Below are 26,978 nucleotides of genomic sequence, written 5' to 3'. Positions count from 1 at the left end.
ATAAATCCGTACCCAGCTGTAGGCCCGCAATCGGCGGGGGTTGTGGCTAGATGGGCTTCCCTTGAAGCCCTCTCGTTTCGGTCCCCATCATGAGCTCGCGCGAAAACACCGGCATGGCCCTCGGCCTGCTGGGTGTCATCATCTTCAGCCTGACCCTGCCCTTCACCCGCATCGTGGTGCAGGAAATCCACCCATTGCTCAACGGCCTGGGTCGCGCCTTGTTCGCGGCGATTCCGGCGGCGGCGCTGTTGCTGTGGCGCCGTGAGCGCTGGCCGACCTGGCACCAGGTGCGCGGTTTGTGCCTGGTCATCGCCGGTGTAATCCTCGGTTTCCCGGTGCTGTCGGCCTGGGCCATGCAGACCTTGCCGGCCTCCCATGGCGCGCTGGTCAACGGCTTGCAACCGCTGTGCGTGGCGCTGTATGCGGCGTGGCTGTCCCACGAGCGGCCGTCAAAAGCCTTCTGGGCCTGCGCGGCGCTGGGCAGTGCGTTGGTGTTGAGCTACGCCTTGATCACCGGCGCGGGCAGTATTCAGGCGGGTGATTTGCTGATGCTCGGCGCAATTGCCGTGGGCGGCCTGGGCTATGCCGAAGGTGGCCGGTTGGCGAAGGAGATGGGTGGCTGGCAAGTGATCTGCTGGGCGCTGGTGCTGTCGACACCGGTGCTGATCGGCCCGGTGTGGTACCTGGCGGCGCAGCACCAAGGCGCGATTTCGATGCGCACCTGGTGGGCGTTTGGGTATGTGTCGCTGTTCTCGCAGTTCCTGGGGTTCTTTGCCTGGTACGCCGGGTTGGCCATGGGCGGGATTGCGCGGGTCAGCCAGATTCAACTGCTGCAGATTTTCTTCACCATCGCGTTTTCGGCGTTGTTCTTTGGTGAACATATCGAGCCGATTACGTGGGTGTTTGCCTGTGGGGTGATCGTGACGGTGATGCTGGGGCGCAAGACGGCGGTGCAGCCTGCGCCGGCTCCCAAGCCAAGCACTATCTAATGTGAAAGCTGGCGTGTGTGGGAGCTGGGCTTGCCCGCGATCGCATCACCTCGGTTTACCTGAAAGACCGAGTTGCCTGCATCGCAGGCAAGCCAGCTCCCACCCAAGCCAGCTCCCACATTTTTGGTGCTGTGCTCAGCTCAAATAACCATCCGCGCGCAGCAAGGTTTCCAGGCAGTGCTCGGTGATGTGGTAGAACGCCTTCAGCGCTTGGATTTTCTCCAGCAGTTGCGCGTTGTCCACCGGCTCGTTGCGTTTGACCGCGAGGATCATCTTGTTCTTGTTGGTATGTTCCAACGAGATGAACTCGAACACCTTGGTCTCATAACCGCAGGCCTCAAGGAACAACGCACGCAGGCTGTCGGTGACCATTTCCGCCTGTTGGCCCAGGTGCAGGCCGTATTGCAGCATCGGCTTGAGCAGCACCGGGCTCTGGATCTGTAGGCGAATCTGTTTGTGGCAGCACGGCGAGCACATGATGATCGACGCGCCGGAACGGATGCCGGTGTGGATCGCGTAGTCGGTGGCGATGTCGCAGGCATGCAGCGCGATCATCACGTCCAACTCGCTCGGCGCCACGCTGCGCACATCACCGCACTTGAACACCAGCCCCGGGTGTTCCAGGCGCGCGGCAGCGGTGTTGCACAGGGTCACCATGTCTTCGCGCAGCTCCACGCCGGTCACTTCGCCCTCAGCCTTGAGGGTGTTGCGCAGGTAATCGTGAATGGCGAAGGTCAGGTAGCCCTTGCCCGAACCGAAATCGGCGACCCGCACGGGTTGGTCCAGTTTCAAGGGTGACGAGGTCAGCGCATGGCTGAACACTTCGATGAACTTGTTGATCTGCTTCCACTTGCGCGACATCGACGGGATCAGCGCCTGCTTGGCGTCGGTCACGCCTAGGTCGGCGAGGAACGGCCGGCTCAGGTCGAGGAAGCGATTTTTCTCACGGTTGTGCTCGGCGGAAGGCGCCTCACGCAGTTGCTGCGGCTTGCTTTTGAACAACGAGCTTTTGTTCTTCTTGCTGTATTCCAGCTGGGCTTCGTCGGTCAGCGACAGCAAGTGCGCGTTCTTGAACGACGCGGGCAGCAGCTCGGCAATCGCCGCAACGCCGTCGGCCAGGGGCAAGTTCTTGGTGATGTCGCGGGTCTTGTAGCGGTAGACGAACGACAGGCACGCCTGCTCCTTGACCGTTACCGGCTTGATGATCAGCCGTTGCAGCTCGGCTTCCTCGCCGACGTACTTGGCCAGCACCAGCTTGATAAACGCATGCTGCGCCAGGCTTGCGCTCAGCAGTTCGATGAACTGGGCGTGATGATCCGGCGCAGGGCGGGCAGGTTGAGCGGTGACGGACATGAACAAAAACGCCTCGGGCTGGGAATGCCGGGCATTTTAGGGGGGATAGTGCTTCAGGGCACGGGGTTATTTGATCAACGGTCGCTCAGCCGCCGCAAATCAAATGCGGGAGCTGCTTTTCTGTGGGAGGTGGCTTGCCTGTGATGCTGGCACCTCGGTCCATCAGGCCAACCGAGTTGATGCCATTGCAGGCAAGCCCGACTCCCACAGAAAAGCAGTTCCCGCATGGGTTCTGAGGGGTGTGGGCTATTCCAGCACGATCAGGCGGTTGGGCAACTCATTACGCGCCTGCGTCACCGGCACATGCACCTTGAGCAACTCGCCGCAGGCCTCGATACACGCAATAAACCCCGCCAACGTCTGCCCCTGTTTCACCTGCTGGGTAAACGCCTTGACGATGCCATCCCAGCTCTCGTCATCCAGCCGTTTGGAAATACCCTCGTCCACCAGGATCTCCACATACCGTTCCGCCTCGCTGACAAAAATCAGCACACCCGTCCCGCCCACCGTGTGGTGCAGGTTCTGCTCCAGGAACTGCCGGCGCGCCAGGTTGGACGCCCGCCAATGACGCACCGAACGCGGGATCAAGCGGGTGGTGACCTTGGGCAAACGAAACACCAGGCACAACACGATAAACGTCGCCCACTGCGCCAACAGCAAGGTGTACATGGTCAAGTAGCCCGACAAGTAATGCACCACGCCGGGCACCACCAAGGCGATCAGGCTGGCCCACAGCAGCGGGATGTAAGCGTAATCGTCAGCGCGGGCCGCCAGCACCGTGACCAGTTCGGCGTCGGTGGTTTTCTCGACTCGGGCAATCGCTTCGGCGACTTGGCGCTGCTCGTGTTCACTCAGTAATGCCATGGTTGTCGATGCTCTGTTCTAGTTATTGTCATTACCAGCCACCTGAGGCCCCGCCACCGCCAAAACCACCGCCGCCGCCTCTGAAGCCACCACCGCCGCCTCCCCCGCCACCGCCGCCGCGCCCACTGCTGCTGAGGATTGCCAAGAGGATAGCGCCAACCGGCAGGCCCAGGCGATTGCACAGCCACAACACGCCGATCAGCAGGATGAACAAGCCGATGGACAACCCTGGGTTGTCCTTGGCGAAATTCGCATCCGCCACATGCGCTGGCACCGCCAGCGGCTCGCCGCCCACCACCTGCACCATCGCCGTAACGCCGTCGCTGATGCCCTGGCTGTAATTGCCAGCCTTGAACTTAGGCGCGATCACCTGATTGATGATCACCCAGGACTGCGCATCGGTCAGCACGCCTTCCAGGCCATAGCCGACTTCGATGCGCAATTTGCGCTCATCACGGGCGACGATCAACAGCGCGCCGTTGTCCTTGCCCTTCTGGCCGATGCCCCACTGGCGGCCCAATTGGTAACCGTAGTCCTCAATCGGCACGCCTTGCAGGTCGGGCACGGTGACCACCACGAGCTGGTCGCCGGACGTTTGCTCCAACGCCTGCAACTGCTGGGTTATTTGCGCCCGCGTTGCCGGGTCGAGCATCTGGGCGCTGTCCACCACCCGCCCAGTCAGGGCCGGGAACGTCAGCGCCGCCTGGGCCGCACCGACGCACGCCAGCAACCACAGCGCCAGGCCTATCCGTAATAAACGCATCGACACCTCAACGCAGCGTTATTTGAACTTCACTTGCGGCGCTTTATCGGCATCAGCGCTGGTGGCTTCAAACGTGGCGCGGATCGGCAAGTCGCTGTACATCACGCTGTGCCACAGGCGGCCAGGGAAGGTGCGGATTTCAGTGTTGTACGCCTGCACGGCCTGGATGAAATCGCGACGGGCCACGGCAATACGGTTTTCCGTGCCTTCAAGTTGCGATTGCAGGGCCAGGAAGTTCTGGTTGGCTTTCAGGTCCGGATAACGCTCAGACACCACCATCAAGCGGCTGAGGGCGCCGCTCAAACCGTCCTGGGCTTGCTGGAACTGCTTGAGTTTCTCGGGGTTGTCGAGGGTGCTGGCATCTACTTGGATCGAGGTGGCCTTGGCCCGCGCCTCAATCACGGCGGTGAGGGTGTCTTGCTCATGGGCCGCGTAGCCCTTGACCACTTCCACCAGGTTGGGGATCAGGTCGGCACGCCGTTGGTACTGGTTCTGCACCTGGCCCCAGGCCGCCTTGGCCTGTTCATCCAGGGTGGGAATGGTGTTGATGCCGCAACCGCTCAGCACGCTGCTGATCAGTAGCAAAGCCGCGGCTTTCAAGCCCCAGCGGTAACCTTGTGCTGCTTGCATGGTGTTTCTCCTGCCCAAACTAGATGGAATGTGACGACTAACCCTATAAACCGCGCACTTGGGGCATAATCCGCCACCACTGGATTGCGTCGAGCCAATCAGCTACAAAGATGCCCAGCGCGAAAAAGAGTTCAGAGTGTGCTGCATTTATCTGAACAACACCCGAACAACAATAGACGCTCCCCACATTTTGGCCGATGGCATTCTCTTGATGCTATGCAGTGAGCCGAAAAAGGATATTCATGAAAAAGCTGTGTTTGCTCGGCCTTGTTGCCACTCTGGCCACCCACCCCGTCTGGGCAGAAACAAAGCCTGCTGCGCTTAAAGACAAGGACGCCTTCGTCAGCGACCTGCTCAAGCAGATGACCCTGGATGAAAAGATCGGCCAATTGCGCCTGATCAGCATCGGCCCCGAAATGCCCCGCGAGCTGATCCGCAAGGAAATCGCCGCCGGCCGTATCGGCGGCACCTTCAACTCGATCACTCGCCCGGAAAACCGTCCGATGCAGGACGCGGCCATGCGCAGCCGGTTGAAGATCCCGATGTTTTTCGCCTACGACGTGATCCACGGCCACCGTACGATCTTCCCGATCAGCCTGGCCCTGGCCTCTAGCTGGGACATGGACGCCATCGGCCGCTCCGGGCGCATCGCCGCCCAGGAAGCCGCCGCCGACAGCCTCGACATCACCTTTGCGCCGATGGTCGACATCTCCCGCGACCCGCGCTGGGGGCGTACTTCCGAAGGTTTCGGCGAAGACACCTACCTGACGTCGCGCATTGCCGAAGTGATGGTCAAGGCCTTCCAGGGCACAAGCGCGGCCAATGCCGACAGCATCATGGCCAGCGTCAAGCACTTTGCCCTGTACGGCGCGGTGGAAGGCGGTCGCGACTACAACGTGGTCGACATGAGCCCGGTCAAGATGTACCAGGACTACCTGCCGCCCTACCACGCGGCGATCAAGGCCGGTGCCGGCGGCGTGATGGTGGCGTTGAACTCGATCAACGGCGTGCCCGCCACCGCCAACACTTGGCTGATGAACGACCTGTTGCGCAAAGACTGGGGCTTTAAAGGCCTGGCCGTGAGTGACCACGGCGCGATCTTCGAGCTGATCAAGCACGGCGTGGCCAAGGACGGGCGTGAAGCCGCTAAGCTTGCGATCAAGGCCGGCATCGACATGAGCATGAACGACTCGCTGTACGGCAAGGAATTGCCCGGGCTGCTCAAGTCCGGCGAGATCGAGCAAAGCGACATCGACAACGCCGTACGCGAAGTGCTCGGCGCCAAGTACGACATGGGCCTGTTCAAAGACCCGTACCTGCGCATCGGCAAGGCCGAGGATGACCCGGCCGACACCTATGCCGAGAGCCGCCTGCACCGTGCCGACGCACGGGATGTCGCGCGCCGCAGCCTGGTCCTGCTGAAAAACCAGAACAACACCCTGCCGCTGAAAAAATCCGCGACCATCGCACTGGTCGGCCCGCTGGCCAAGGCGCCGATCGACATGATGGGCAGCTGGGCCGCCGCCGGCAAACCGGCACAATCGGTGACCCTGCTCGATGGTCTCAACGCGGTGATCGGCGAAAAAGGCAAAGTGATCTACGCGCGTGGCGCCAACATCACCAACGACAAGGCCGTGGTCGACTACCTCAACTTCCTCAACTTCGATGCCCCGGAAGTGGTGGATGACACCCGCTCCCCGCAGGTGCTGATCGACGAAGCGGTGAAGGCCGCCAAGGATGCCGACGTGGTGGTGGCGGCTGTGGGCGAGTCCCGTGGCATGTCCCACGAATCCTCCAGCCGCACCGACCTGAACATCCCGCAGAGCCAGCGCGACCTGATCAAAGCCTTGAAAGCCACCGGCAAACCGCTGGTGCTGGTACTGATGAACGGCCGCCCGCTGTCGATTCTTGAAGAGAACCAACAGGCCGACGCGATCCTGGAAACCTGGTTCGCCGGCACCGAAGGTGGCAACGCCATCGCCGACGTGCTGTTTGGTGACTACAACCCGTCGGGCAAGCTGCCGATCACCTTCCCACGTTCGGTAGGGCAGATTCCGACCTACTATAACCACCTGACCATCGGCCGGCCGTTTACCCCAGGCAAGCCGGGCAACTACACCTCGCAGTACTTCGATGACACCACCGGGCCGCTGTTCCCGTTCGGCTATGGCCTGAGCTACACCACGTTCAGCCTGTCGGACATGGCGCTGTCGTCCACCACCCTGAACAAGACCGGCAAGCTCGACGCCAGCGTCACGCTGAAAAACACCGGCAAGGTCGAGGGCGAAACCGTGGTGCAGTTGTATATCCAGGACGTGGCCGGCTCGATGATCCGCCCGATCAAAGAGCTGAAGAACTTCCAGAAGGTCATGCTCAAGGCCGGTGAGGAGCGCACGCTGCACTTCACCATCACCGAGGAAGACTTGAAGTTCTACAACACCCAACTCAAGTTCGCCGCAGAACCCGGCGAGTTCAATGTACAGATCGGCCTGGACTCCCAGGATGTGCAGCAGCAGACGTTCGAGTTGCTGTAACACCTGCAGCCCCCCTCTTTTTTTGAAGAGGGGGCTTGCGCGCTGGCCCACCGAGCCAAGCGCAGTATTCGCTGCAGTTTTGAACAAAAGGCGGGGGTGCCCTACCCCCGCCGATCCAACAGATTTACCACCAACCGATCAATCCATCCCCACACCCGCTGCTTCACCCGCCGCCACAACGGCCGCGACTTCCACGCCTGCAGGCTCACCGCCTGGCTCTGGGTAAAATCGCGCTCGAAACTACCGGCCACGGCCAGCGTTAACGCTGGGTCCAACGCTTCCAGGTTGGCTTCCAGGTTGAAGCGCAAATTCCAGTGGTCGAAATTGCACGAGCCGATGCTCACCCAGTCATCCACCAACACCATTTTCAGGTGCAGGAAACACGGCTGGTACTCAAAAATCTGCACGCCCGCCCGCAGCAAACGCGGGTAGTAACGGTGCCCGGCGTAACGCACGGAGGGGTGATCGGTGCGCGGGCCGGTGAGCAGCAAACGCACATCGACCCCACGCCCAGCCGCGCGGCGCAAGGCACGCCGTACGCTCCAGGTCGGCAGAAAATACGGCGTGGCCAGCCAGATACGCTGCTGGCTGCTGTTCAACGCGCGGATCAGCGACTGCAAAATATCGCGGTGCTGACGGGCATCGGCATACGCGACGCGCCCCAGGCCCGGCCCGGTCGCCGGCACCTTGGGCAAGCGCGACAAACCGAAATGGGTGGCGGGCTTCCACTCCCGCCGCGCCGCATTGGCGTGCCATTGGCGGTCGAACAGCGCCTGCCAGTCGAGCACCAGCGGCCCGCTGATTTGCACCATCACTTCATGCCACTCGGCGGTGTCTTGCCCCGGTGTCCAGAATTCATCGGTCACGCCGGTTCCGCCCACCACGGCGATGCTCTGGTCAATCAGCAACAGCTTGCGGTGGTCGCGGTACAGATTGCGCATCCAACGCCGCCAGCTCAGGCGATTGTAGAAACGCAGCTGCACGCCCGCGTCGGTCAGGCGCTTACGCAAGCCCAAGGTAAAGGCCAGGCTGCCGTAATCATCAAACAAACAGCTCACCCGCACACCGCGCTCGGCCGCCAGCACCAACGCCTGAACCATGGCATCGGCACAGGCTCCGGCTTCCACCAGGTACAACTCCAAATCGACTTGCTGCTCAGCGCGGGCAATGCCCACCAGCATCTGCGGGAAAAAGCTCGGCCCGTCGATCAACAACTCGAAACGGTTGGCGCTGCGCCACGGGAACACTGCGCCGCCCACGTCAGCGCGCCGTAAAGATCAGTACCGCACCCACCGGCACCGACAAACTGATCGACTTGAGCCCCGCGGCCTTGCGCAGCATCGCCACGCCCGGCGCCAGCTCGAAATCCTCGGCATGCAACACCACCGGCTCCAGGGTCACCACCTGAAAGCGCCGGTCATCCAGGCGCGTGGCCAACAGCTCGGCGCTGTAGGTTTGGGTCTTGCCGTGCAGGGTGACGCTCAATGGCAGGCGCAACTCCAACTGCGCGCCGGGGGCCAGGTCGTTGATGGGCTGCAGATTGATCTGCGCGCTGATCAGCGCTTCGGGGAAAGTCTTGATCTGAAACAGATCATTGCGCATGCGCTCATCGCGCAGCGGGATGCCGCTGTTGATCGACTCCAGCTCCACTTGCAGTTGCGCCGCGCCCTGACTGTCGACCTTGCCGTGCAACACCAGGAAACGATGCACTTCGGCGATCTCGGTGTTTTTGGTGGTGACGAACGACAGGCGTGAGGATTCGTTATCCAGGTACCAGTTGGCGTGGGCGGGCAGTGCGGCACAAGTCAGCAGTGTGAAGGCCAGGGGTTTGACGTTGAACATAGAAACTCATGGGGCAAAAAACCTGGATGAACCTTAACTGTGCCGGGTGCCGGGCGCAATCAACCCATCACAAGCTCAGCACCACACAAAGCGTTGCGTAGATACCTATGCCCATCGCAGGCAAGCCAGCTCCCAAAGGGGATTTGGGGTGTGTCAGGGATTCAGGCGACAGCCTTGGCGATCACCTAACCACCGAGCCGTATGCGTACGCCCCAACCCGCTCGCCGTCACTTCACTACGCTCCGGCTTGTCGATAAACGCACTGGTCGGCACGTACTGCTTCACATACCCCAGGCAATACTCGGCGGGGTTGTTCTCCACATACCGGCACGAGCAGTACTCCTTGGCCGTGTACGCCGCGATGATGTCGGGGAAGGCTTGCAGGTTGACGCGCTCGTGCCAGACCCAACCCAGCAACGCGAGTAATAGCAGGAGAAACACACTGGTAAACGGCCGACGACGAATCATGGCTGCACCGCCGCAAGCACGCGTTTGAGCAGTTCGTTGTGGCGGTAAGTGCCGTCGCGATCATCGCCGTAGCGCACGATCACCAAGTGTTCGTCGGGCAGCACAAACAGCGCCTGGCCCCAGTGGCCAAGGGCGGCGAAGGTGTCGGCGGGAGCGTCGGGCCATGGCCTTGGGGCGCCTTGGTTCAGCCACCATTGGCCGCCGGGTACGGCTTCGTCCTGGCCAGCCTTGTATTTGTCGAACGGTTGGCGGTTGAAGGCGACCCACTCTTTAGGCAGCAACTGCTGCTCACCCCAACGACCGTCGCGCGCCATCAGCAGGCCGACGCGCGCCAGGTCGCGGGCGGTGAGGTAGGCGTAGGACGAGGCAACGAAGGTTTCGTCGGCATCGGTTTCCCAGATGGCGTTGTGGATGCCCAGCGGCTTGAACAGCGCATCCCACGGGTAATTCATATAAGCCTTGTGGCCGAGCATACCTTTGAGGGCGGCGGACAGGATGTTGCTGTCGCCGCTGGAGTAGCGGAAGGCCTGGCCCGGTGCGGCGACAGCCTCGGTGTCGGCGGCGAACTCGGCCATGTCGGCGCGCCCACGGGTGTAGAGCATCGCCACGACGGAGGATTTCAGCGGGGCGTATTCGTAGTCTTCTTGCCAGTCGAGGCCCGAGGCCCAGTGCAGCAAGTCGGCCAGGGTGACTTTGGGGTGTTGTTTCATCGGCGGGTAGAAGCGTGCGGCGGGGTCGGTGAGTTTGAAGCGGCTTTCGCCATAGGCCACGCCGAGCACCGTGGCCATCAGGCTTTTGCTCACCGACCAAGTCAGGTGCGGCGTGCTGGCGGTGGTGGGCGCGGCGTAGCGTTCGTAGATGACTTCGCCGTCGCGGATCACCAGCAGCGCGTCAGTGCGAATGCCTTGGCGGGTGGCGTCGTCACGGGTTGGAAACGCGTAGGCATTCAGAGCATCGACAGCGGGTCCTGAGAGTGCTGTGCCCTGGGCCCAGTCCTTGTCAGGCCAGGTTTCGGCATGGGCGGCAACGGTGAAGAACAGCAGGGCAACGCACAACAAGCCTCGGACCATGGACGCAAACTCAAGGGGGCATTCAAGCCCGCGAGCCTAGCCGAGGCGCATGACAGATTTGCTACATCGGGGGCTGTCATCTAAGCGTCACCGTAACTTCATGGCGCTGACACCGAGCCTACATAGCCTGAGTTAAGCCTCGGACCATGGACGCAAACTCAAGGGGGCATTCAAGCCCGCGAGCCTAGCCGAGGCGCATGACAGATTTGCTACATCGGGGGCTGTCATCTAAGCGTCACCGTAACTTCATGGCGCTGACACCGAGCCTACATAGCCTGAGTTTGGACAAACAAGTCGACCGGCCGAAACGTGGCCGGCACTCGGAGATTCGCCATGACTCAGATCGCCCGCATCAGCGACACCGGCAATGAACGCCGTCTGCAAGCCGAACGCCTGGTTGGCGCACAGGCGCTGCAGGAAGCTCAGGCCCTGCGGTTCAACGTGTTCAGCGGCGAGTTCAACGCCAAGCTGAAAGGCGCGGAACTGGGTCTGGACATGGATGACTATGATGTTCACTGCAGCCACATTGGCGTGCGGGATTTGAACAGCGGTCGACTGGTCGCCACCACCCGTTTGCTCGACCACCAGGCGGCCAGCACCTTGGGCCGGTTCTACAGCGAAGAAGAATTCAGCCTGCACGGCCTGCTGCATCTGCAAGGCCCGATCCTGGAGATCGGCCGCACGTGCGTCGACCCGGCCTACCGCAACGGCGGCACCATCGCCGTGTTGTGGGGCGAGTTGGCCGAAGTGTTGAATCAAGGCGGCTACAGCTACTTGATGGGCTGCGCGAGCATCCCGATGCACGACGGCGGCATCCAAGCCCACGCGATCATGCAGCGCCTGCGCGAACGCTACCTGTGCAACGAACACCTGCGCGCCGAGCCGAAAAAGCCGCTGCCGGCGCTGGATCTGCCGTCCAACGTGATCGCGGAAATGCCGCCGCTGCTCAAGGCGTATATGCGCCTGGGCGCGAAGATCTGCGGCGAGCCGTGCTGGGATGAAGATTTCCAAGTAGCCGACGTATTTATCCTGCTCAAGCGCGACGAGCTGTGCCCGCGTTACGCCCGCCACTTCAAGGCGGCCATGTGATGGGCCGCCTGCGCGTGTACGGGCGCATTGCCCGCGTGCTGCTGGTGGTGGCGCTGGGCTTGAGCATGGCCAGTGTGTTTGGTGTGTTCGAGCGTTTGGGCGTGGCCAACTCGATGGTACGGCGCCAGCGTTGGTCGCGGTTTTTCATGGCGCGGCTGACCCACGCCCTGCCCTTTCGCGTAACGGTGCACGGTGAGTTGCCGCAAACGCCGATGCTGTGGGTGAGCAATCACGTGTCCTGGACCGACATCCCGTTGCTGGGCATGGTCACGCCGCTGTCATTTTTGTCCAAGGCCGAAGTGCGCACCTGGCCGGTGGCGGGTTGGTTGGCAGCGAAGGCTGGTAGCCTGTTTATCCGCCGGGGTTCGGGCGACAGCCAGCTCATCCGCAAGCAGATGACTCGCCACCTGGAACACCAGCACCCGCTGCTGATGTTCCCCGAAGGCACCACCACCGACGGGCGCAGTCTGCGCACCTTTCACGGGCGTTTACTGGCCAGTGCGATTGATGCCGATGTGTCGCTGCAACCGGTGGCGATTCGTTATCTACGCGATGGGCAAGTGGACCCGCTGGCGCCGTTTATTGGCGACGATGATTTGCTCTCGCACCTGATGCGCCTGTTTGCCAATGACCAGGGCGATGTGGAAATCCATGTGCTCACGCCAATTGCCTGTGCCGGGCTGGAACGCGCGGCGCTGGCGTTCCAGGCGCAGCAGGCGGTGCAGAAGGCGTTGTTTGGGCCGTTGCCGGAGACGGAGCAAGTGGCGGCTCGGCCTGCATTTGCAGCATGAACACACTTTAAAATGTGGGAGGTGGCTTGCCTGCTATGGCTGGTACACCAATATCGACTGACAGACCGCTATCGCAGGCAAGCCAGCTCCCACAGGTTTAAATCTCAACCGTCAGGTGGGATTGTGCAAATTTCTGCAACTCAGGATAGAACAGCCGAAAGTCTTCACTCAGCGGCTCATACAGAATCCGCAACTCGTGCATGGCATGCCTCAATTCCTCGGGCTGGGTCAGGCGCCGCGAAATCCCGCGCAACACCTGCTCCATCACCGCGAACTCACGGTACGAACCCAGCCAGTCATCCTCCGCCATATACGGTGCAATCTGCGCCAGCCGCCCAGGCAGCTGCGGTTCGGCCGCCAGCACGCGGTACACCTGCGCAGTAAAGTGTTCCAGGGGCTGGTTGGCATACAGCGCCCAATCCCGCGCCAGGCAGTGGTCGAAAAACACATCGAGGACAATCCCGGCATAGCGCTTGCGGGTCAGGCTGAAGCGTGACAACGCCTCGCAAACCAGCGGGTGGCTGTCGGTGAAGCGGTCGATGGAGCGATGCAGTTGGATAGCCGACTCGATTTGCGGGCTGAACTGGCCCTGCAGGCGGCCTTTGACGAAGTCACCATAGAGGCTGCCCAGCAGTTGTGCAGGAAGTTGGCCGCCCAGGTGCAGATGTGCGAGATAATTCATGCCGAGCAGTCTAGCACTGCCACCCACGTATCGTTATAACCCGATATACCGAAATAGCCGGTCCTAAGATCAAAAGCATATTGGTGTATCGGAATGTAACGATTTAAAGTTCGCCTCATCGCGATATAACGTTTTACGCAACCGAGCACCCTGCCATGCCCATCGACCTCGACGAAATAATAAAAGCCCTGGCGCACCCAGTACGACGAGACATCCTCACCTGGCTGAAAGACCCGAAAGTGCAGTTCCCCGAGCAAGTGCACAACCATGAATACGGCATCTGCGCCGGGCAGATCGACCAGCGCTGCGGCTTGTCCCAGTCGACCGTGTCGGCCCACCTGGCGACCTTGCAACGGGCCGGGTTGATCAGCAGCCAAAAGGCCGGGCAATGGCACTTTTTCAAACGCAATGACGAAGTGATCCAAGCCTTCCTCGCGGCGCTCACCACCGAACTCAGCGCTGATATCAGCGCAACGTTGTTATAAAGGAAAGATAATGCCCCTCTCGCTACTCATACTGGCCCTGAGCGCCTTCGCCATCGGCACCACCGAGTTCGTCATCATGGGCTTGCTGCCCGATGTGGCGGCGGACTTGGGCGTGTCGATTCCCGGCGCTGGCTGGCTGGTCACCGGCTATGCCTTGGGCGTGGCCATCGGCGCGCCCTTCATGGCACTGGCCACCGCCAAGCTGCCACGCAAGGCCGCCCTGGTAGCGTTGATGGGCATCTTTATTGTCGGCAACCTGCTCTGCGCACTGGCCAGTGACTACAACGTGCTGATGGTTGCCCGTGTAGTCACTGCGCTGTGTCACGGCGCGTTCTTTGGGATTGGTTCGGTGGTTGCGGCCAACCTGGTACCGGCCAACAAGCGTGCTTCGGCTGTGGCCTTGATGTTCACCGGCTTGACCCTGGCCAACGTGCTCGGCGTGCCACTGGGTACCGCGCTGGGCCAGGAGGCCGGCTGGCGCTCGACCTTCTGGGCGGTGACCGTGATTGGCGTGATCGCCTTGATCGGCCTGATCCGCTTCCTGCCGGCCAAGCGTGACGAAGAAAAACTCGACATGCGCGCCGAACTCGCCGCCCTCAAAGGCGCCGGCATCTGGCTGTCGCTGACCATGACCGCACTGTTCGCCGCTTCCATGTTTACCCTCTTCACCTATGTCGCCCCACTGCTCGGCGATGTCACCGGCGTGTCGCCCAAAGGCGTGACCTGGACGCTGCTGCTGATCGGCCTGGGCCTGGCCGTGGGCAACATCATCGGCGGCAAGCTGGCGGACAAACGCCTGGCGGCCACCTTGATAGGCGTGTTCATCAGCATGGCGGTGGTCTCCACCGTGCTGACCTGGACCAGCGTCGCGGTAATCCCAACTGAAATCACCCTGTTCCTGTGGGCCACTGCGTCGTTCGCCGCCGTACCGGCGCTGCAAATCAACGTGGTGACCTTCGGCAAGGCCGCACCGAACCTGGTGTCGACCCTGAACATCGGCGCCTTCAACATCGGCAACGCCCTCGGCGCCTGGGTCGGCGGCAGCGTAATTGCCCACGGCTTTGGCCTGACCAGCGTGCCTTTGGCGGCTGCGGCCCTGGCGATTCTGGCCCTGCTGGTCACCCTGATTACTTTCCGTCAGAGCGGCGATGCCGGCCTGGCCCCTGCGACCCACTGAGCAATTTACTTAAAGAGAAGGGTGTTATCCCATGACGACTATTTTCGATCCAATCAAACTGGGCGACCTGGAACTGTCGAACCGCATCATCATGGCGCCGCTGACCCGCTGCCGCGCTGATGAAGGTCGCGTACCCAACGCGATGATGGCTGAGTACTACGTGCAGCGCGCCTCAGCCGGGCTGATCCTCAGCGAAGCCACCTCCGTGACGCCGCTGGGCGTAGGCTACCCGGACACTCCGGGCATCTGGTCCAACGACCAGGTACGCGGCTGGGCCAATGTGACCAAGGCCGTGCACGGCGCGGGTGGCAAGATCGTTCTGCAACTGTGGCACGTCGGCCGGATCTCCCACGCGTCCTACCTGAACGGCAAAACCCCAGTGGCACCGAGCGCCATCCAGCCCAAAGGCCACGTGAGCCTGGTGCGTCCATTGGCGGACTACCCGACCCCACGCGCCTTGGAAACCGCTGAAATCGCCGACATCGTTGACGCTTACCGCGTCGGCGCCGAAAACGCCAAGGCCGCCGGTTTTGACGGCGTGGAACTCCACGGTGCCAACGGCTACCTGCTCGATCAGTTCCTGCAAAGCAGCACCAACCAGCGCACCGACAACTACGGCGGCTCCCTGGAAAACCGTGCCCGCCTGCTGCTGGAAGTGACCGACGCGGCCATCGAAGTCTGGGGCGCCGGCCGTGTGGGGGTGCACCTGGCACCACGCGCCGACTCCCATGACATGGGCGACGATAACTTGGCCGAGACCTTCACCTACGTTGCCCGCGAATTGGGCAAACGTGGTATCGCGTTCATCTGCTCGCGTGAAAAAGAAGCCGGCGACAGCCTTGGCCCACAACTGAAAAAAGCCTTCGGCGGCGCGTACATCGCCAACGAACGCTTCACCAAGGACAGCGCCAACGCCTGGCTGGCCTCGGGCAAAGCCGATGCGGTGGCCTTCGGCGTACCGTTCATTGCCAACCCGGACCTGCCGGCGCGTCTGAAAGCCGATGCGCCGCTGAACGAAGCGCATCCGGAAACCTTCTACGCCAAGGGTCCGGTCGGTTACATCGACTACCCGACGCTGGCGATCTAAAGCAACAAGCTGAAACGAAAAAGCCCCGGCTCGCAGGAACCGGGGCTTTTTACTGCGCTTTGGAATACACCAGAGATCGAATGCGGTCTGTCAGCTAAATATGTGCTGACTGATCCACTACTTTCGCGAGCAAGCCCGCTCTGGAGCGTCACAGGATGCATTCCCACGCGGAGCATAGGAACGATCGCACAAAGGTCGGGAAACATTCCTTCACAGCATTGCAACAATATCGCTACAAAATACTTAGTCGGCTACCTATCAACCGCCCGCGTGCACGTATATAAAGTCACCCCACAAATCCTGCGAAGGGACGATTGACTGTCTCTGGTCTTTACTATTGACACACTTGGATGTAATTACGCATTTTGTCTTAATTGCGTAGGCTGGGGCTCAAGCGCAGCATGTCCAGCCCCGCATCAACCCAGCGTTCGGCATCCTGATGCAGTTGGAAGCTGTCGGGTACCAGTAGCCACTGGCCAATCAAGCCGTGGATGAAGGCATGGATGCACACCGCGCCACGCGTAGTGTCCAGATTTTCCGGAAGTTGCCCGCGATGGACCGCGTTGCGCAAGGTCAGGCCGATACGCAGGTTGCATTCCAAGCTGTGGGTTTGACGTTGGCGCCGCATGTCACACATTTCATCCGTGAACTCGCACTTATGAAACAGGATTTCGTTGATGCGCCGGGTTTTCGGGTCCAGGGCCACTTGATGATAAAGATGAATCAACAGCTTGCGCATACAGCCCAGCGGGTCGGCTTCTTCCTCACTTTCACTGGCCCGGGCCAATTCATCCAGGGGTTCGTGCAGCGTGTCGAGCAGTGCCTGCAGCAAATCGGACTTATTGCTGAAATGCCAATAGATAGCACCGCGCGTCACACCCGCCAGCGCCGCAATGTCCGCCAACGTGGTCCGCGCGACGCCGCGCTCATAAAACGCCTGTTCGGCGGCGGCAAGAATTTGGCTGCGCGTTTCCTGAGCTTCCTCTTTGGTGCGACGAACCATGGCAGTAAAACCTCAATCAGAATACTTGGGACGCTCGGTAACGCTGCTTTAATAGGCGGTAACGATCATCTGAATAATTGTGGGACGACACCGTCATGGGCACCGAACGTACTAAAATCGAGGCTTTGGCAGCTGCTTTGTCAACAATCTGCGAAGCCTGTCAAGAGTTTACAAACAACCATGAACGTAAGTATATTGCGTAGCAAGCTACTTATCCACTCACACCTTGATTTTTACCCTTCCACCCTTCTTGTGCGCATTCTGCGCGCCTGACCCGAGGATCTTCATGCAACTTAAGCCAGCTGTTACCGCTCTGGTCACTGCCGTCGCCCTGGCATCGCTGCTCAGCGGATGTAAAAAGGAAGAAGCGGCTCCGCCCGCTCAAACCCCTCAGGTCGGCGTGGTCACTATTCAACCGCAAGCCTTTACCCTGACCTCCGAACTGCCGGGCCGCACCACGGCCTATCGCATTGCGGAAGTTCGGCCGCAGGTCAACGGCATCATTCTCAAGCGCCTGTTCAAGGAAGGCGGCGACGTGAAGGAAGGGCAACAGCTCTACCAGATCGACCCGTCGGTGTATGACGCCACCCTGAAAAGCGCACAAGCGAGCCTGACCCAGACCAAATCCATCAGCGACCGCTACAAGCAGTTGGTCGATGAGCAAGCCGTCAGCCGTCAGGAATACGACACCGCCGTCGCCAATCGCATGACCGCCGAAGCCAACGTTCAAACCGCCCAGATCAACGTGCGTTACACCAAAGTATTCGCGCCGATCTCCGGGCGGATTGGCCGTTCTTCGGTCACCGAAGGCGCGCTGGTCAGCAATGGTCAGACCGATGCCATGGCCGTGATCCAGCAACTGGACCCGATCTACGTCGACCTCACGCAGTCTTCGGCTGAAATGCTGAAACTGCGCCGCGACCTGGCAAGCGGTCAGCTGGAAAAAGCCGGCGACAACGCTGCCAAGGTCAAGCTGACCCTGGAAGACGGCACCGCTTACGGTCTGGATGGCAAGCTGGAGTTCTCGGAAGTGTCGGTCGACCAGACCACCGGTTCCGTGACGCTGCGCGCCGTGTTCCCTAACCCTGAGCACACACTGTTGCCAGGCATGTTCGTACACGCCCAACTGCAAGCCGGTGTGAACAGCAAGGCCATCCTGGCTCCGCAGCAAGGCGTGACCCGTGACCTGAGAGGCATTCCAACGGCGCTGATCGTCAACGCCGACAACAAGGTCGAGCAGCGTGAACTGGTGGCCAACCGCACTTACGGCGCCTACTGGCTGGTGGAAAAAGGCCTGAACGCCGGTGACCGTGTGATCACAGAAGGCTTGCAGTACGTCAAGCCGGGCGTCGAGGTCAAGGTCAAGCCGGCCGACAACGCCAAGCCTGCCGATGCTGGCAGTGCTGCTGCTCCTGCTGCCGCTGCCGGCAAAGGGGAGTAACCCATGTCGAAATTTTTTATCGACCGTCCCATTTTCGCCTGGGTAATTGCCCTGGTGATCATGCTGGTCGGGGCACTTTCGATCATGAAGTTGCCCATCAACCAATACCCGGCCATCGCGCCGACCGCCATCGACATCCAGGTGACCTACCCAGGCGCGTCTGCACAAACCGTGCAGGACACCGTGGTGCAGGTGATCGAGCAACAGCTCAACGGTATCGACAACCTGCGTTATGTTTCCTCGGACAGTAACTCCGACGGCAGCATGACCATCACCGTGACGTTCAACCAGGGTACCAACCCGGATATCGCCCAGGTTCAGGTGCAGAACAAGCTGAACCTGGCGACCCCACTGCTGCCGCAAGAAGTGCAGCAGCAGGGTATCCGCGTGACCAAGTCGGTGAAGAACTTCCTGATGGTGATCGGTCTGGTGTCGGAAGACGGCAGCATGACCAAGGACGACTTGTCCAACTACATCGTGTCGAACATCCAGGATCCGATTTCGCGGACCGCGGGTGTGGGTGACTTCCAGGTGTTCGGTTCGCAGTACGCCATGCGTATCTGGCTGGACCCGGCCAAGCTGAACAACTACCAGCTCACGCCGGTGGATGTCAGCACGGCGATCTCGGCGCAGAACGTGCAGGTGGCTACCGGCCAACTGGGCGGCCTGCCAGCCCTGCCCGGCACTCAGTTGAACGCGACCATCATTGGCAAGACCCGCCTGCAGACTGCGGAGCAGTTCGGCAATATCCTGATGAAAGTCAATACCGACGGCTCACAGGTACGCCTGAAGGATGTCGCGCGTATTGAACTCGGTGGTCAGAACTACAGCATCGCTGCGCAGTTCAACGGCAAGCCGGCTTCCGGTATGGCGATCAAGCTGGCCTCGGGCGCCAACGCCTTGGACACCGGCAAGGCCATCCGCGCCACCGTAGCGTCGCTTGAACCGTTCTTCCCGCCAGGCATGAAGGCGGTGGTGCCGTATGACACCACCCCGGTTGTGACCGAGTCGATCTCTGGTGTAGTCGACACCCTGGTCGAAGCGATCGTGCTGGTGTTCCTGGTGATGTTCCTGTTCCTGCAGAACTTCCGCGCCACCATCATCACGACCATGACCGTACCGGTGGTGCTGTTGGGCACCTTCGGGATCCTGGCCGCGTTCGGTTTCACCATCAACACCCTGACCATGTTCGGCATGATCCTGGCCATCGGCTTGCTGGTGGATGACGCCATCGTCGTGGTGGAAAACGTCGAGCGGGTGATGGCCGAGGAACACTTGTCGCCCAAGGAGGCGACGGTCAAATCCATGGGCCAGATCCAAGGCGCCCTGGTGGGTATTGCCCTGGTTCTGTCGGCGGTACTGTTGCCGATGGCGTTCTTTGGCGGCTCTACCGGTGTGATCTACAAACAGTTCTCCATCACCATCGTTTCGGCCATGGCGTTGTCGGTACTGGTTGCCCTGATCTTCACCCCGGCCTTGTGCGCCACCATGCTCAAGCCGATCGACCCGGAAACACACGGCCAACCCAAGCGTGGTTTCTTTGGCTGGTTCAACCGCACCTTCGACCGTGGCGTACTGAGCTACGAGCGCGGCGTGGGTAACATGATCAAGCATAAGATCCCGGCGTTCCTGGTGTACGCGCTGATCATCGTCGGCATGATCTGGCTGTTCATGCGCATCCCTGCTGCGTTCCTGCCCGATGAAGACCAGGGCGTAATCTTTGCCCAGGTGCAGACGCCGGTCGGTTCTACGGCTGAACGTACGCAGAAAGTCATCGACGATATGCGTGCGTACCTGCTCAACGACAAAGAAGGCGAGCCAGGCGAAGGCAAAGGCGTGAAATCGGTGTTTACCGTAAACGGCTTCAACTTCGCCGGTCGTGGCCAAAGCTCCGGCCTGGCATTTGTGATGCTCAAGCCGTGGGGCGAGCGTGACGCCTCCAACTCGGTGTTCGAGATCGCCAAGCGCGCCCAGGGCTACTTCATGCAGACCTTCAAGGACGCCATGGTATTTGCCATCGTTCCGCCGTCTGTACTGGAACTGGGTAACGCCACCGGCTTCGACGTGTTCCTGCAAGACCAGGGCGGTGTTGGCCATGACAAATTGATGGCGGCGCGTAACCAGTTCCTCGGTATGGCAGCACAAAGCAAGATTCTGGCAGGTGTGCGCCCCAACGGCGTGAACGATGAGCCGCAGTACGAGCTTACCGTCGACGACGAGAAGGCCAGCGCCCAAGGCATCACCCTGTCGAATATCAACCAGACCCTGGCGATTGCCTTGGGTGGCAGCTACGTCAACGACTTCATCGACCGCGGTCGTGTGAAGAAGGTGTACGTGCAAGGTGACGCCGCCAGCCGCATGTCCCCTGAAGACTTGGAAAAATGGTACGTGCGCAGCGACTCCGGGAAGATGGTGCCGTTGTCCTCCATCGCTTCGGGCAAGTGGATCTTCGGTTCGCCGAAACTCTCGCGCTACAACGGTGTAGCGGCGATGGAAGTCCTTGGTACGCCGGCTCCGGGCTACAGTACCGGTGACGCCATGGCCGAAGTCGAGCGTATTGCCAAGCAATTGCCGGCGGGTGTTGGCTATGCATGGACGGGTTTGTCGTATGAAGAACGTCTGTCCGGCTCCCAGGCACCTGCGCTGTACGCCTTGTCGCTGCTGGTGGTGTTCCTTTGCCTCGCAGCACTGTACGAAAGCTGGTCGATCCCGATCGCCGTCATCCTGGTAGTGCCGCTAGGGGTTGTGGGTGCGTTGATTGCAACCAGCATGCGCGGGTTGTCCAACGACGTGTTCTTCCAAGTGGGCCTGTTGGTAACGGTGGGCCTGGCCGCGAAGAACGCCATCCTGATCGTGGAGTTTGCCAAAGAGCTGCACGAACAAGGCAAGGGCATCGTCGAGGCAGCCATTGAAGCGTCCCGCATGCGTCTGCGACCGATCATCATGACCTCCATGGCGTTCGTCCTCGGCGTATTGCCACTGGCGATCTCCACCGGTGCAGGTTCAGGCAGCCAGCACGCGATCGGTACCGGCGTAATTGGCGGTATGATCACCGCCACCGTCCTGGCGATCTTCTGGGTGCCACTGTTCTTCGCAACCGTATCGGCTGCTGGCGAGCGTAAAAAGAAAGTTACTCCTGAAACTCCTAAAGAGGCTGGCCAATGAGCAAGTCGCTACTTTCCCTAGCCGTCACGGCATTCGTGCTCAGTGGCTGCTCGCTGATACCTGACTATCAGCGCCCTGAAGCACCGGTGGCTGCCCAGTTCCCGCAAGGGCCGGCGTATTCGTCGGCCCAGGCGCCGGGCCAGGCCGCTGCCGAGCAGGGCTGGAAGCAGTTTTTCCATGACCCTGCCCTGCAACAGCTGATCCAGACCGCGTTGGTGAACAACCGTGACCTGCGTGTCGCGGCCCTGAACATCGACGCCTACGCGGCGCAGTACCAGATCCAGCGTGCCGACCTGTTCCCGGCCATCTCGGCCACGGGCAGCGGCAGCCGTTCGCGCACCCCGGCCAAACTGTCGCAGTCTGGCGAGGCGACCATCGCCAGCCAGTACTCGGCTGGCCTGGGAATCAGCTCGTATGAGCTGGACCTGTTCGGCCGCGTGCGCAGCCTGAGTGAAGAAGCACTGCAAAAGTACTTCGCCACTGAAGAAGCGCGACGCAGCACCCAGATCAGTTTGGTGGCCAGTGTGGCCAACGCCTACCTGACCTGGCAGGCCGACAAGGAGCTGCTCAAGCTGACCCAAGACACCCTGGGCGCGTTCGAACAAAGCTACAAACTGACCTCGCGCAGCAACGAAGTCGGCGTGGCCTCGGCCCTCGACCTCAGCCAGGCGCGTACCTCAGTGGAAAACGCCCGGGTTGCACTGGCGCGCTACACCCGCCAGGTGGCCCAGGACGAAAACAACCTGACCCTGCTGCTGGGCACCGGCCTGCCGGCGAATATCGCCAGCAAGCCGCTGTCGGATAACCTGCTCAGCGAAGTGCCAGCCGGGTTGCCATCGGACCTGCTGCAACGTCGTCCCGACATTGTGCAGGCCGAGTACAACCTTAAGGCCGCCAACGCCAATATCGGCGCGGCACGTGCAGCGTTCTTCCCAAGCATCAGCCTGACCGCCAGTGCCGGTACTGCCAGCCCGACCCTGGGCGGCCTGTTCAAAGGCGGCTCGGGCACCTGGTCGTTTGCCCCGCAGATCAACATCCCGATCTTCAACGCCGGTAGCCTGCGCGCAAGCCTGGACTACTCGAAGATTCAGAAAGAGATCAACGTGGCGACCTACGAGAAGGCGATCCAGACCGGCTTCCAGGAAGTTTCCGACGGCCTCGCCGCGCGTGAGACCTACAAGCAGCAGTTGGATGCCCAACGTGGCTTCGTCGCGGCCAACCAGGATTACTACCGCCTGGCTGAGCGTCGCTACCGCATTGGTGTCGACAGCAACCTGACGTTCCTCGACGCCCAACGCCAGCTGTTCAGTGCCCAGCAATCGCTGATCACCGACCGCCTGGCGCAGCTCAACAGCGAGGTCAACCTGTACAAGGCCCTCGGCGGTGGCTGGAATGAGCAGACCGCGAAGAACGAGCCGTTGAAAGAAGAAGCACCGGCACTGAAGTTGTTCTGATCGTGCTGTCGTAAAAAAACCGCTTCCCTCACAGGAAGCGGTTTTTTTATGTCTCGGCTTTTTTTTTCACCCTCAAAATGGGTTCATGTACTCAACTTAAGCGTCGAGAACTTGACCTCCATTTCCTCGCCATAATAGAGAGAGAAACTCACAGTCAAACCAATCTTGCCATTCTCGTCCTCAGAGATGTCTTCGATACTCAAACTCCCCGAGTAGTCCGGCGGGAGGTACTCGATATAGCCCTCCCACCCAAAGCTGGCCTTTATGGGCAGTTTTGGACCGATGGGGTATGTCTGCCTCGGTTCAAGCTGGAGCTTGCCCGCTTCAAGGGTCAGTTCATTTTTCGAACCAGGGCTGAACGGTTTGCACTGGGCGTTCTGGAGCCCGCTGCAAGCCGTGTTCCTGGTGGTCATGGTGGCGGTGATTATTGCCGCCCAGCACTACTTGCCCGCCGTGCCCTGGACCCACTTCGATTGGTCCAAACGCTGACCCTGCGCACCGGGCCTGAGCGCAATGCACAGGCCCGCCAACTTGCGTTCGATCATCGCCCACAACCCGCCTCTCCCCACTTTCATCGCACCCACACTGCCAAGCAACATGGCCGGCACCTGCATAACCCCAATAACAACAGGTCCTACACCATGAGCACTTTCAACCCGCGCCGGCTGCTGCTGGCGACTGCTGTCGCCAGTCTTGCCATGCCCGTCGTCGCCGAAGAACACGGCTTTCTCGAAGACGCCAGCGCCAACCTCAACCTGCGCAACTTCTTCTTCAACCGCAATTACACCAATCCGACCAAAGCCCAGGGCGGCGCACAGGAGTGGACGCAAAGTTTCATCTTCGACGCCAAATCCGGCTTTACCCAGGGCACCGTGGGTTTCGGTGTGGATGTGCTGGGGTTGTACTCGCTGAAACTGGATGGCGGGCGTGGCACCGGCGGCACCCAGCTGTTGCCGCTGGACCACGATGGCCGCCCGGCGGATGAGTTCGGACGCCTCGGTGTGGCGTTCAAAGCGCGGATCTCCAAGACCGAAGTCAAGGTCGGCGAGTGGATGCCGGTGCTGCCGATCCTGCGTTCCGACGATGGCCGCTCCCTGCCGCAAACCTTGCGCGGCGGGCAGATCACCTCCAAGGAAATCGCCGGCCTGACCCTTTACGGCGGCCAGTTCCGCGCCAACAGCCCGCGCGACGACAGCAGCATGACGGACATGTCGATGGTCGGTAAAACCGCCTTCACCTCCGACCGCTTCAACTTCCAGGGCGGCGAGTACGCGTTCAACGACAAACGCACCCAGATCGGCCTGTGGAATGCCCAACTCAAGGACATCTACCGCCAGCAATTCGTCAACCTGACCCACAGCCAGCCTGTGGGCGACTGGACCCTGGGCGCCAACCTTGGGTTCTTCTACGGCAAAGACGACGGCAGCGCTCGCGCGGGTGACTTGGATAACAAGACTTTGTCCGGCTTGTTCTCCGCCCGCTATGGTGGCAACACCTTCTACGTCGGCCTGCAAAAACTCACCGGCAACAACGCCTGGATGCGCGTCAACGGCACCAGCGGCGGCACCCTGGCCAACGACAGTTACAACTCCAGCTACGACAACGCCCAGGAAAAATCCTGGCAGGTGCGCCACGACTACAATTTCGCCGCCCTCGGCATACCCGGCCTGACCTTGATGAACCGCTATATCAGCGGCAGCAACGTGCACACAGGCACCGTCACCGACGGCAAGGAGTGGGGCCGCGAGAGCGAATTGGGCTACACGGTGCAGAGCGGCGCGCTCAGGGACTTGAACGTGCGCTGGCGTAATTCCAGCATGCGCCGCGACTACAGTAACAACGAGTTCGACGAAAACCGCTTGATCGTCAGCTATCCTATTTCGCTGCTTTAACACCACTAAAACATCAGTCGCCATAACAGGGCTATATTCATACAGCCTCAAAATGCCTGAACCCAGGCTGCCATGAAATACCTGATTGTCATTCTGTCGACTCTGCTCACCGGCTGCATCAGCGCGCCCATTGCCCTGACTCCGCAGACCGCACAACGCCTGCAAACCCAAGCGCCGATCCGTTTCCTGCTGACGTTTGATGACGGCCCCAGCGCCTCGGGCTACAACAACCCGAGCCGCTCGGTGATCGCCGACCTGGCGAAAAACCCGGTATTGCCGAGCATCAAGGCGGTGTTTTTCCTGCAGACCGCAGCGTCCCGTTCCGGCGGCAGCGCGCGCGGGCGCAAGACCATGGAACGCGAGTACGCGGCCGGGCACGTCCTGGCCTTCCACACGGCCACAGGGTTTCATACCAATCACCGCTGGCTCAGTGATGCCGAACTTGAACGCGCCCTCAGCCTGGGCGCGGCGGATATCACCTCGATCACTGGCGCGCCGCCCACGCTGGTGCGCCCGCCCTTTTGGAACTACGACAGACGCACCTTCGCCGCCTACCAGCGCCACGGGATGCACGTATTGCTGACAGATTTGAGTGCCAATGACGGCAAAATCTGGGGTTTCAACGGCAGCCCGCGTCGACGGGCGAATTTGTATCGGCAACTGTCGGTGGTGCGCGAACGCATAGCCTTGGGTGAACTGCCTACGGTGGATGGCGTGATACCGGTGGTGGTGACCTTCCACGATATCAACCGCTACACCGCGCGGCACTTGCAGGAGTACTTGCAGATCCTGATGGACAGCGCCCGCATCAACGGCATGAAAACCGCCGCCGAGCCGTTCTACACCGACCACGCCACACTGGAACGCGCAGCAATGGCGCGTACGGTGAAGGATGTGAGTGAAGAGGTGCACTTGCCGGGTGTGTGGAACTGGATATGGGATGCGGATTCTCGCTGATCCAGCAGGCCCATGATCAGGCGCCTACAGTTGAGCGCATTTCAGGTTCAATCTTGCTGACGCGACTCCACGCCCAACTCATCCCACACCGACTCCGCCAGGTGAAACGTCGCGTTCGCCGCCGGAATCCCGCAGTAGATCGCGCTCTGCATCAGCACTTCCTTGATCTCGGCGCGGGTCACGCCATTGCTCGCGGCGGCACGCAGGTGCAGCTTGAGTTCTTCACTGCGGTTCATGCCGATCAGCATGGCGATGGTGATCAGGCTGCGGGTGTGACGAGGCAGGCCGGGGCGGGTCCAGATATCACCCCAGGCGTGGCGGGTGATCATTTCCTGGAACTCGCTGTTGAACTCGGTCAAGGCATTGAGGCTGCGGTCGACATGGGCATCACCCAGCACTTCACGGCGCACTTGCAGGCCGTCGGCGTAACGTCGTTTCTCGTCCACAAAAAGCTCCTGGTTCAATTAGATATACCTCACGCTCGCTGAACTCAGCCCCGGCCTGGACGTTGGACAGGTGCGCCGCGTAAAACTCAGCGTATTCGGCACCCTTCACGTTGTTCTGGATAAAGTGACCACCGGCCGGCGGCGTGACGGCATCTTCAGTGCCGGCAATCACCAGTGTCGGCACTTTGATCGAGGCCAGTTGCTCACGAAAATCGGCATCACGCACCGCTGCGCAGTTGGCGGCATACCCCTGGGGCGATGTGGCCGCAAGCATGTCGGTAATCTGCTTGGCCTGGTGCGGGTTGGCAGCAGCGAAATCGGCGGTGAACCAACGTGCTATAGACGCGTCACGCAGCGCCACCATGGCCGCCGCGCCATCGCGCAGGACCGTCTCGATACGCGGGTTCCACACATCCAGTGTGCCAATCTTGGCCGCGGTGTTGCACACCACCAGCCGCTGCAAACGCTCACCGGCATTGATGCCCAACCATTGGCCGATCAAGCCGCCCATGGACAGCCCGCAGAAATGCGCGCGTTGAATATCCAGCGCATCCAGCAGCGCAATCACGTCGTGGCCCAGTTGCTCGATGCTGTACGGCCCCTCGGTCACCAGGGATTTACCATGGCCACGGGTGTCGAAACGCAACACGCGAAAATGCTCGGTGAACGCCGGGATCTGGATGTCCCACATATGCAGATCGGTGCCCAGGGAGTTGGAGAGCACCAGTACCGGCGCTTCCACAGGCCCATCCAGTTGGTAATGCAGTTCGCCCTCGGCGAGTTGTACAAAAGCCAC

At 60.9% G+C, this 26,978-nt stretch carries 25 protein-coding genes; 13 read left to right on the top strand and 12 right to left on the bottom strand.

Translation table 11 applies throughout. From position 1 onward, the window contains the following. The first annotated feature begins 89 nt into the window (after positions 1-89). Positions 90-989 carry a DMT family transporter gene (locus GJU48_RS06610; protein ID WP_094953062.1) on the top strand — a complete coding sequence of 300 codons (900 nt, stop codon included), beginning with the start codon at positions 90-92 and terminating at the stop codon, positions 987-989. A 135-nt stretch (positions 990-1,124) separates the two neighbouring features. Here the strand turns inward: GJU48_RS06610 and GJU48_RS06605 are convergent, their stop codons facing one another. The 4 genes from GJU48_RS06605 to GJU48_RS06590 form a co-directional block, all read right to left on the bottom strand. After that, entirely contained in the window at positions 1,125-2,342 is a 1,218-nt protein-coding gene (locus GJU48_RS06605; RefSeq protein WP_094953061.1) for a class I SAM-dependent methyltransferase, read from the bottom strand. 246 nt (positions 2,343-2,588) lie between these two features. After that, entirely contained in the window at positions 2,589-3,206 is a 618-nt protein-coding gene (locus GJU48_RS06600) for a TPM domain-containing protein (protein WP_094953060.1), read from the bottom strand. A gap of 31 nt (positions 3,207-3,237) precedes the next feature. After that, positions 3,238-3,969: a TPM domain-containing protein gene (locus tag GJU48_RS06595; protein WP_094953059.1), complete on the bottom strand. Its 732-nt coding sequence runs from the start codon at positions 3,967-3,969 to the stop codon at positions 3,238-3,240. An 18-nt stretch (positions 3,970-3,987) separates the two neighbouring features. Then, positions 3,988-4,599, bottom strand: coding sequence for a LemA family protein (locus GJU48_RS06590; protein ID WP_094953058.1), 612 nt, complete (start codon positions 4,597-4,599; stop codon positions 3,988-3,990). Positions 4,600-4,841: 242 nt separating this feature from the next. Between GJU48_RS06590 and bglX the strand changes: the two genes are divergently transcribed. Beyond that, positions 4,842-7,133, top strand: coding sequence for a beta-glucosidase BglX (gene bglX, locus GJU48_RS06585; RefSeq protein ID WP_094953057.1), 2,292 nt, complete (start codon positions 4,842-4,844; stop codon positions 7,131-7,133). A 101-nt stretch (positions 7,134-7,234) separates the two neighbouring features. Here the strand turns inward: bglX and GJU48_RS06580 are convergent, their stop codons facing one another. The 4 genes from GJU48_RS06580 to GJU48_RS06565 all read right to left on the bottom strand — a co-directional run bounded on the left by GJU48_RS06580 (position 7,235) and on the right by GJU48_RS06565 (position 10,513). After that, entirely contained in the window at positions 7,235-8,392 is a 1,158-nt protein-coding gene (locus GJU48_RS06580; protein ID WP_094953055.1) for a phospholipase D-like domain-containing protein, read from the bottom strand. Position 8,393: 1 nt separating this feature from the next. Then, positions 8,394-8,975, bottom strand: coding sequence for a YceI family protein (locus tag GJU48_RS06575; RefSeq protein WP_094953054.1), 582 nt, complete (start codon positions 8,973-8,975; stop codon positions 8,394-8,396). A 153-nt stretch (positions 8,976-9,128) separates the two neighbouring features. Next, the gene (locus GJU48_RS06570) at positions 9,129-9,443 is read right to left on the bottom strand and encodes an amidase (RefSeq protein WP_094949999.1); all 315 of its coding nucleotides are present in this window, start codon (positions 9,441-9,443) and stop codon (positions 9,129-9,131) included. Further along, entirely contained in the window at positions 9,440-10,513 is a 1,074-nt protein-coding gene (locus tag GJU48_RS06565; RefSeq protein WP_094950000.1) for a serine hydrolase domain-containing protein, read from the bottom strand. Before GJU48_RS06565 ends, GJU48_RS06570 begins: the two co-directional genes overlap by 4 nt. 333 nt (positions 10,514-10,846) lie before the next feature. Between GJU48_RS06565 and olsB the strand changes: the two genes are divergently transcribed. Continuing rightward, on the top strand, positions 10,847-11,602 hold the full coding sequence (gene olsB, locus GJU48_RS06560; RefSeq protein ID WP_003172415.1) for an L-ornithine N(alpha)-acyltransferase: 756 nt from the start codon (positions 10,847-10,849) through the stop codon (positions 11,600-11,602). Beyond that, positions 11,602-12,393, top strand: coding sequence for a lysophospholipid acyltransferase family protein (locus tag GJU48_RS06555; protein ID WP_094950001.1), 792 nt, complete (start codon positions 11,602-11,604; stop codon positions 12,391-12,393). Before olsB ends, GJU48_RS06555 begins: the two co-directional genes overlap by 1 nt. A 97-nt stretch (positions 12,394-12,490) precedes the next feature. Here GJU48_RS06555 and GJU48_RS06550 read toward each other — a convergent pair whose 3' ends face one another. After that, on the bottom strand, positions 12,491-13,075 hold the full coding sequence (locus GJU48_RS06550; RefSeq protein ID WP_094951585.1) for an acyl carrier protein phosphodiesterase: 585 nt from the start codon (positions 13,073-13,075) through the stop codon (positions 12,491-12,493). Positions 13,076-13,230: 155 nt separating this feature from the next. Between GJU48_RS06550 and GJU48_RS06545 the strand changes: the two genes are divergently transcribed. Genes GJU48_RS06545 through GJU48_RS06535 form a run of 3 tightly spaced genes read left to right on the top strand, consistent with a single transcriptional unit; the run spans position 13,231 to position 15,824 of the window. Further along, on the top strand, positions 13,231-13,560 hold the full coding sequence (locus GJU48_RS06545; protein ID WP_094951584.1) for an ArsR/SmtB family transcription factor: 330 nt from the start codon (positions 13,231-13,233) through the stop codon (positions 13,558-13,560). 10 nt (positions 13,561-13,570) lie between these two features. Continuing rightward, a complete protein-coding gene (locus tag GJU48_RS06540) occupies positions 13,571-14,737 on the top strand; it encodes an MFS transporter (protein ID WP_094951583.1) in 1,167 nt (388 codons plus the stop codon). Positions 14,738-14,768: 31 nt separating this feature from the next. Further along, positions 14,769-15,824: an alkene reductase gene (locus GJU48_RS06535; protein ID WP_094951582.1), complete on the top strand. Its 1,056-nt coding sequence runs from the start codon at positions 14,769-14,771 to the stop codon at positions 15,822-15,824. Positions 15,825-16,194: 370 nt separating this feature from the next. Here the strand turns inward: GJU48_RS06535 and GJU48_RS06530 are convergent, their stop codons facing one another. Then, the gene (locus tag GJU48_RS06530; RefSeq protein ID WP_094951581.1) at positions 16,195-16,827 is read right to left on the bottom strand and encodes a TetR family transcriptional regulator; all 633 of its coding nucleotides are present in this window, start codon (positions 16,825-16,827) and stop codon (positions 16,195-16,197) included. A 286-nt stretch (positions 16,828-17,113) separates the two neighbouring features. On the opposite strand from GJU48_RS06530, the gene GJU48_RS06525 reads away from it, so the two are divergent. From GJU48_RS06525 to GJU48_RS06500, 6 genes are all read left to right on the top strand, one after another. Continuing rightward, entirely contained in the window at positions 17,114-18,268 is a 1,155-nt protein-coding gene (locus GJU48_RS06525; RefSeq protein WP_094951580.1) for an efflux RND transporter periplasmic adaptor subunit, read from the top strand. A 3-nt stretch (positions 18,269-18,271) separates the two neighbouring features. Continuing rightward, the gene (locus GJU48_RS06520; protein WP_094951579.1) at positions 18,272-21,433 is read left to right on the top strand and encodes an efflux RND transporter permease subunit; all 3,162 of its coding nucleotides are present in this window, start codon (positions 18,272-18,274) and stop codon (positions 21,431-21,433) included. Beyond that, a complete protein-coding gene (gene adeC / locus GJU48_RS06515; RefSeq protein ID WP_094951578.1) occupies positions 21,430-22,887 on the top strand; it encodes an AdeC/AdeK/OprM family multidrug efflux complex outer membrane factor in 1,458 nt (485 codons plus the stop codon). Before GJU48_RS06520 ends, adeC begins: the two co-directional genes overlap by 4 nt. A gap of 264 nt (positions 22,888-23,151) precedes the next feature. After that, a complete protein-coding gene (locus tag GJU48_RS06510; protein WP_155295947.1) occupies positions 23,152-23,376 on the top strand; it encodes a hypothetical protein in 225 nt (74 codons plus the stop codon). Between the two features lie 152 nt (positions 23,377-23,528). Further along, the gene (locus tag GJU48_RS06505; protein WP_094951574.1) at positions 23,529-24,779 is read left to right on the top strand and encodes an OprD family porin; all 1,251 of its coding nucleotides are present in this window, start codon (positions 23,529-23,531) and stop codon (positions 24,777-24,779) included. A gap of 72 nt (positions 24,780-24,851) precedes the next feature. Beyond that, positions 24,852-25,736, top strand: a complete 885-nt coding sequence (locus GJU48_RS06500) for a polysaccharide deacetylase family protein (RefSeq protein WP_094951572.1) — start codon at positions 24,852-24,854, stop codon at positions 25,734-25,736. Positions 25,737-25,783: 47 nt separating this feature from the next. Here the strand turns inward: GJU48_RS06500 and pcaC are convergent, their stop codons facing one another. Continuing rightward, positions 25,784-26,182 (bottom strand): 4-carboxymuconolactone decarboxylase, encoded by a 399-nt coding sequence (pcaC, locus tag GJU48_RS06495; RefSeq protein WP_094951571.1) that lies wholly within the window; start codon positions 26,180-26,182, stop codon positions 25,784-25,786. Continuing rightward, entirely contained in the window at positions 26,136-26,978 is an 843-nt protein-coding gene (gene pcaD, locus GJU48_RS06490) for a 3-oxoadipate enol-lactonase (protein WP_256671209.1), read from the bottom strand. Before pcaD ends, pcaC begins: the two co-directional genes overlap by 47 nt.

The organism is Pseudomonas sp. IB20, assembly GCF_009707325.1.
GTDB lineage: Bacteria > Pseudomonadota > Gammaproteobacteria > Pseudomonadales > Pseudomonadaceae > Aquipseudomonas.
The sequence above is the reverse complement of the archived record's forward strand: the minus strand, read 5'-3'. Positions and strand labels throughout refer to the sequence as shown.

Coding starts and splice junctions, on each gene's coding strand:
- GJU48_RS06610 (WP_094953062.1), top strand. CDS start 90: ATGAGCTCGCGCGAAAACACCGGCATGGCCCTCGGCCTGCTGGGTGTC.
- GJU48_RS06605 (WP_094953061.1), bottom strand. CDS start 2,342: ATGTCCGTCACCGCTCAACCTGCCCGCCCTGCGCCGGATCATCACGCC.
- GJU48_RS06600 (WP_094953060.1), bottom strand. CDS start 3,206: ATGGCATTACTGAGTGAACACGAGCAGCGCCAAGTCGCCGAAGCGATT.
- GJU48_RS06595 (WP_094953059.1), bottom strand. CDS start 3,969: ATGCGTTTATTACGGATAGGCCTGGCGCTGTGGTTGCTGGCGTGCGTC.
- GJU48_RS06590 (WP_094953058.1), bottom strand. CDS start 4,599: ATGCAAGCAGCACAAGGTTACCGCTGGGGCTTGAAAGCCGCGGCTTTG.
- bglX (WP_094953057.1), top strand. CDS start 4,842: ATGAAAAAGCTGTGTTTGCTCGGCCTTGTTGCCACTCTGGCCACCCAC.
- GJU48_RS06575 (WP_094953054.1), bottom strand. CDS start 8,975: ATGTTCAACGTCAAACCCCTGGCCTTCACACTGCTGACTTGTGCCGCA.
- GJU48_RS06570 (WP_094949999.1), bottom strand. CDS start 9,443: ATGATTCGTCGTCGGCCGTTTACCAGTGTGTTTCTCCTGCTATTACTC.
- GJU48_RS06565 (WP_094950000.1), bottom strand. CDS start 10,513: ATGGTCCGAGGCTTGTTGTGCGTTGCCCTGCTGTTCTTCACCGTTGCC.
- olsB (WP_003172415.1), top strand. CDS start 10,847: ATGACTCAGATCGCCCGCATCAGCGACACCGGCAATGAACGCCGTCTG.
- GJU48_RS06555 (WP_094950001.1), top strand. CDS start 11,602: ATGGGCCGCCTGCGCGTGTACGGGCGCATTGCCCGCGTGCTGCTGGTG.
- GJU48_RS06550 (WP_094951585.1), bottom strand. CDS start 13,075: ATGAATTATCTCGCACATCTGCACCTGGGCGGCCAACTTCCTGCACAA.
- GJU48_RS06545 (WP_094951584.1), top strand. CDS start 13,231: ATGCCCATCGACCTCGACGAAATAATAAAAGCCCTGGCGCACCCAGTA.
- GJU48_RS06540 (WP_094951583.1), top strand. CDS start 13,571: ATGCCCCTCTCGCTACTCATACTGGCCCTGAGCGCCTTCGCCATCGGC.
- GJU48_RS06535 (WP_094951582.1), top strand. CDS start 14,769: ATGACGACTATTTTCGATCCAATCAAACTGGGCGACCTGGAACTGTCG.
- GJU48_RS06530 (WP_094951581.1), bottom strand. CDS start 16,827: ATGGTTCGTCGCACCAAAGAGGAAGCTCAGGAAACGCGCAGCCAAATT.
- GJU48_RS06525 (WP_094951580.1), top strand. CDS start 17,114: ATGCAACTTAAGCCAGCTGTTACCGCTCTGGTCACTGCCGTCGCCCTG.
- GJU48_RS06520 (WP_094951579.1), top strand. CDS start 18,272: ATGTCGAAATTTTTTATCGACCGTCCCATTTTCGCCTGGGTAATTGCC.
- adeC (WP_094951578.1), top strand. CDS start 21,430: ATGAGCAAGTCGCTACTTTCCCTAGCCGTCACGGCATTCGTGCTCAGT.
- GJU48_RS06510 (WP_155295947.1), top strand. CDS start 23,152: ATGGGCAGTTTTGGACCGATGGGGTATGTCTGCCTCGGTTCAAGCTGG.
- GJU48_RS06505 (WP_094951574.1), top strand. CDS start 23,529: ATGAGCACTTTCAACCCGCGCCGGCTGCTGCTGGCGACTGCTGTCGCC.
- GJU48_RS06500 (WP_094951572.1), top strand. CDS start 24,852: ATGAAATACCTGATTGTCATTCTGTCGACTCTGCTCACCGGCTGCATC.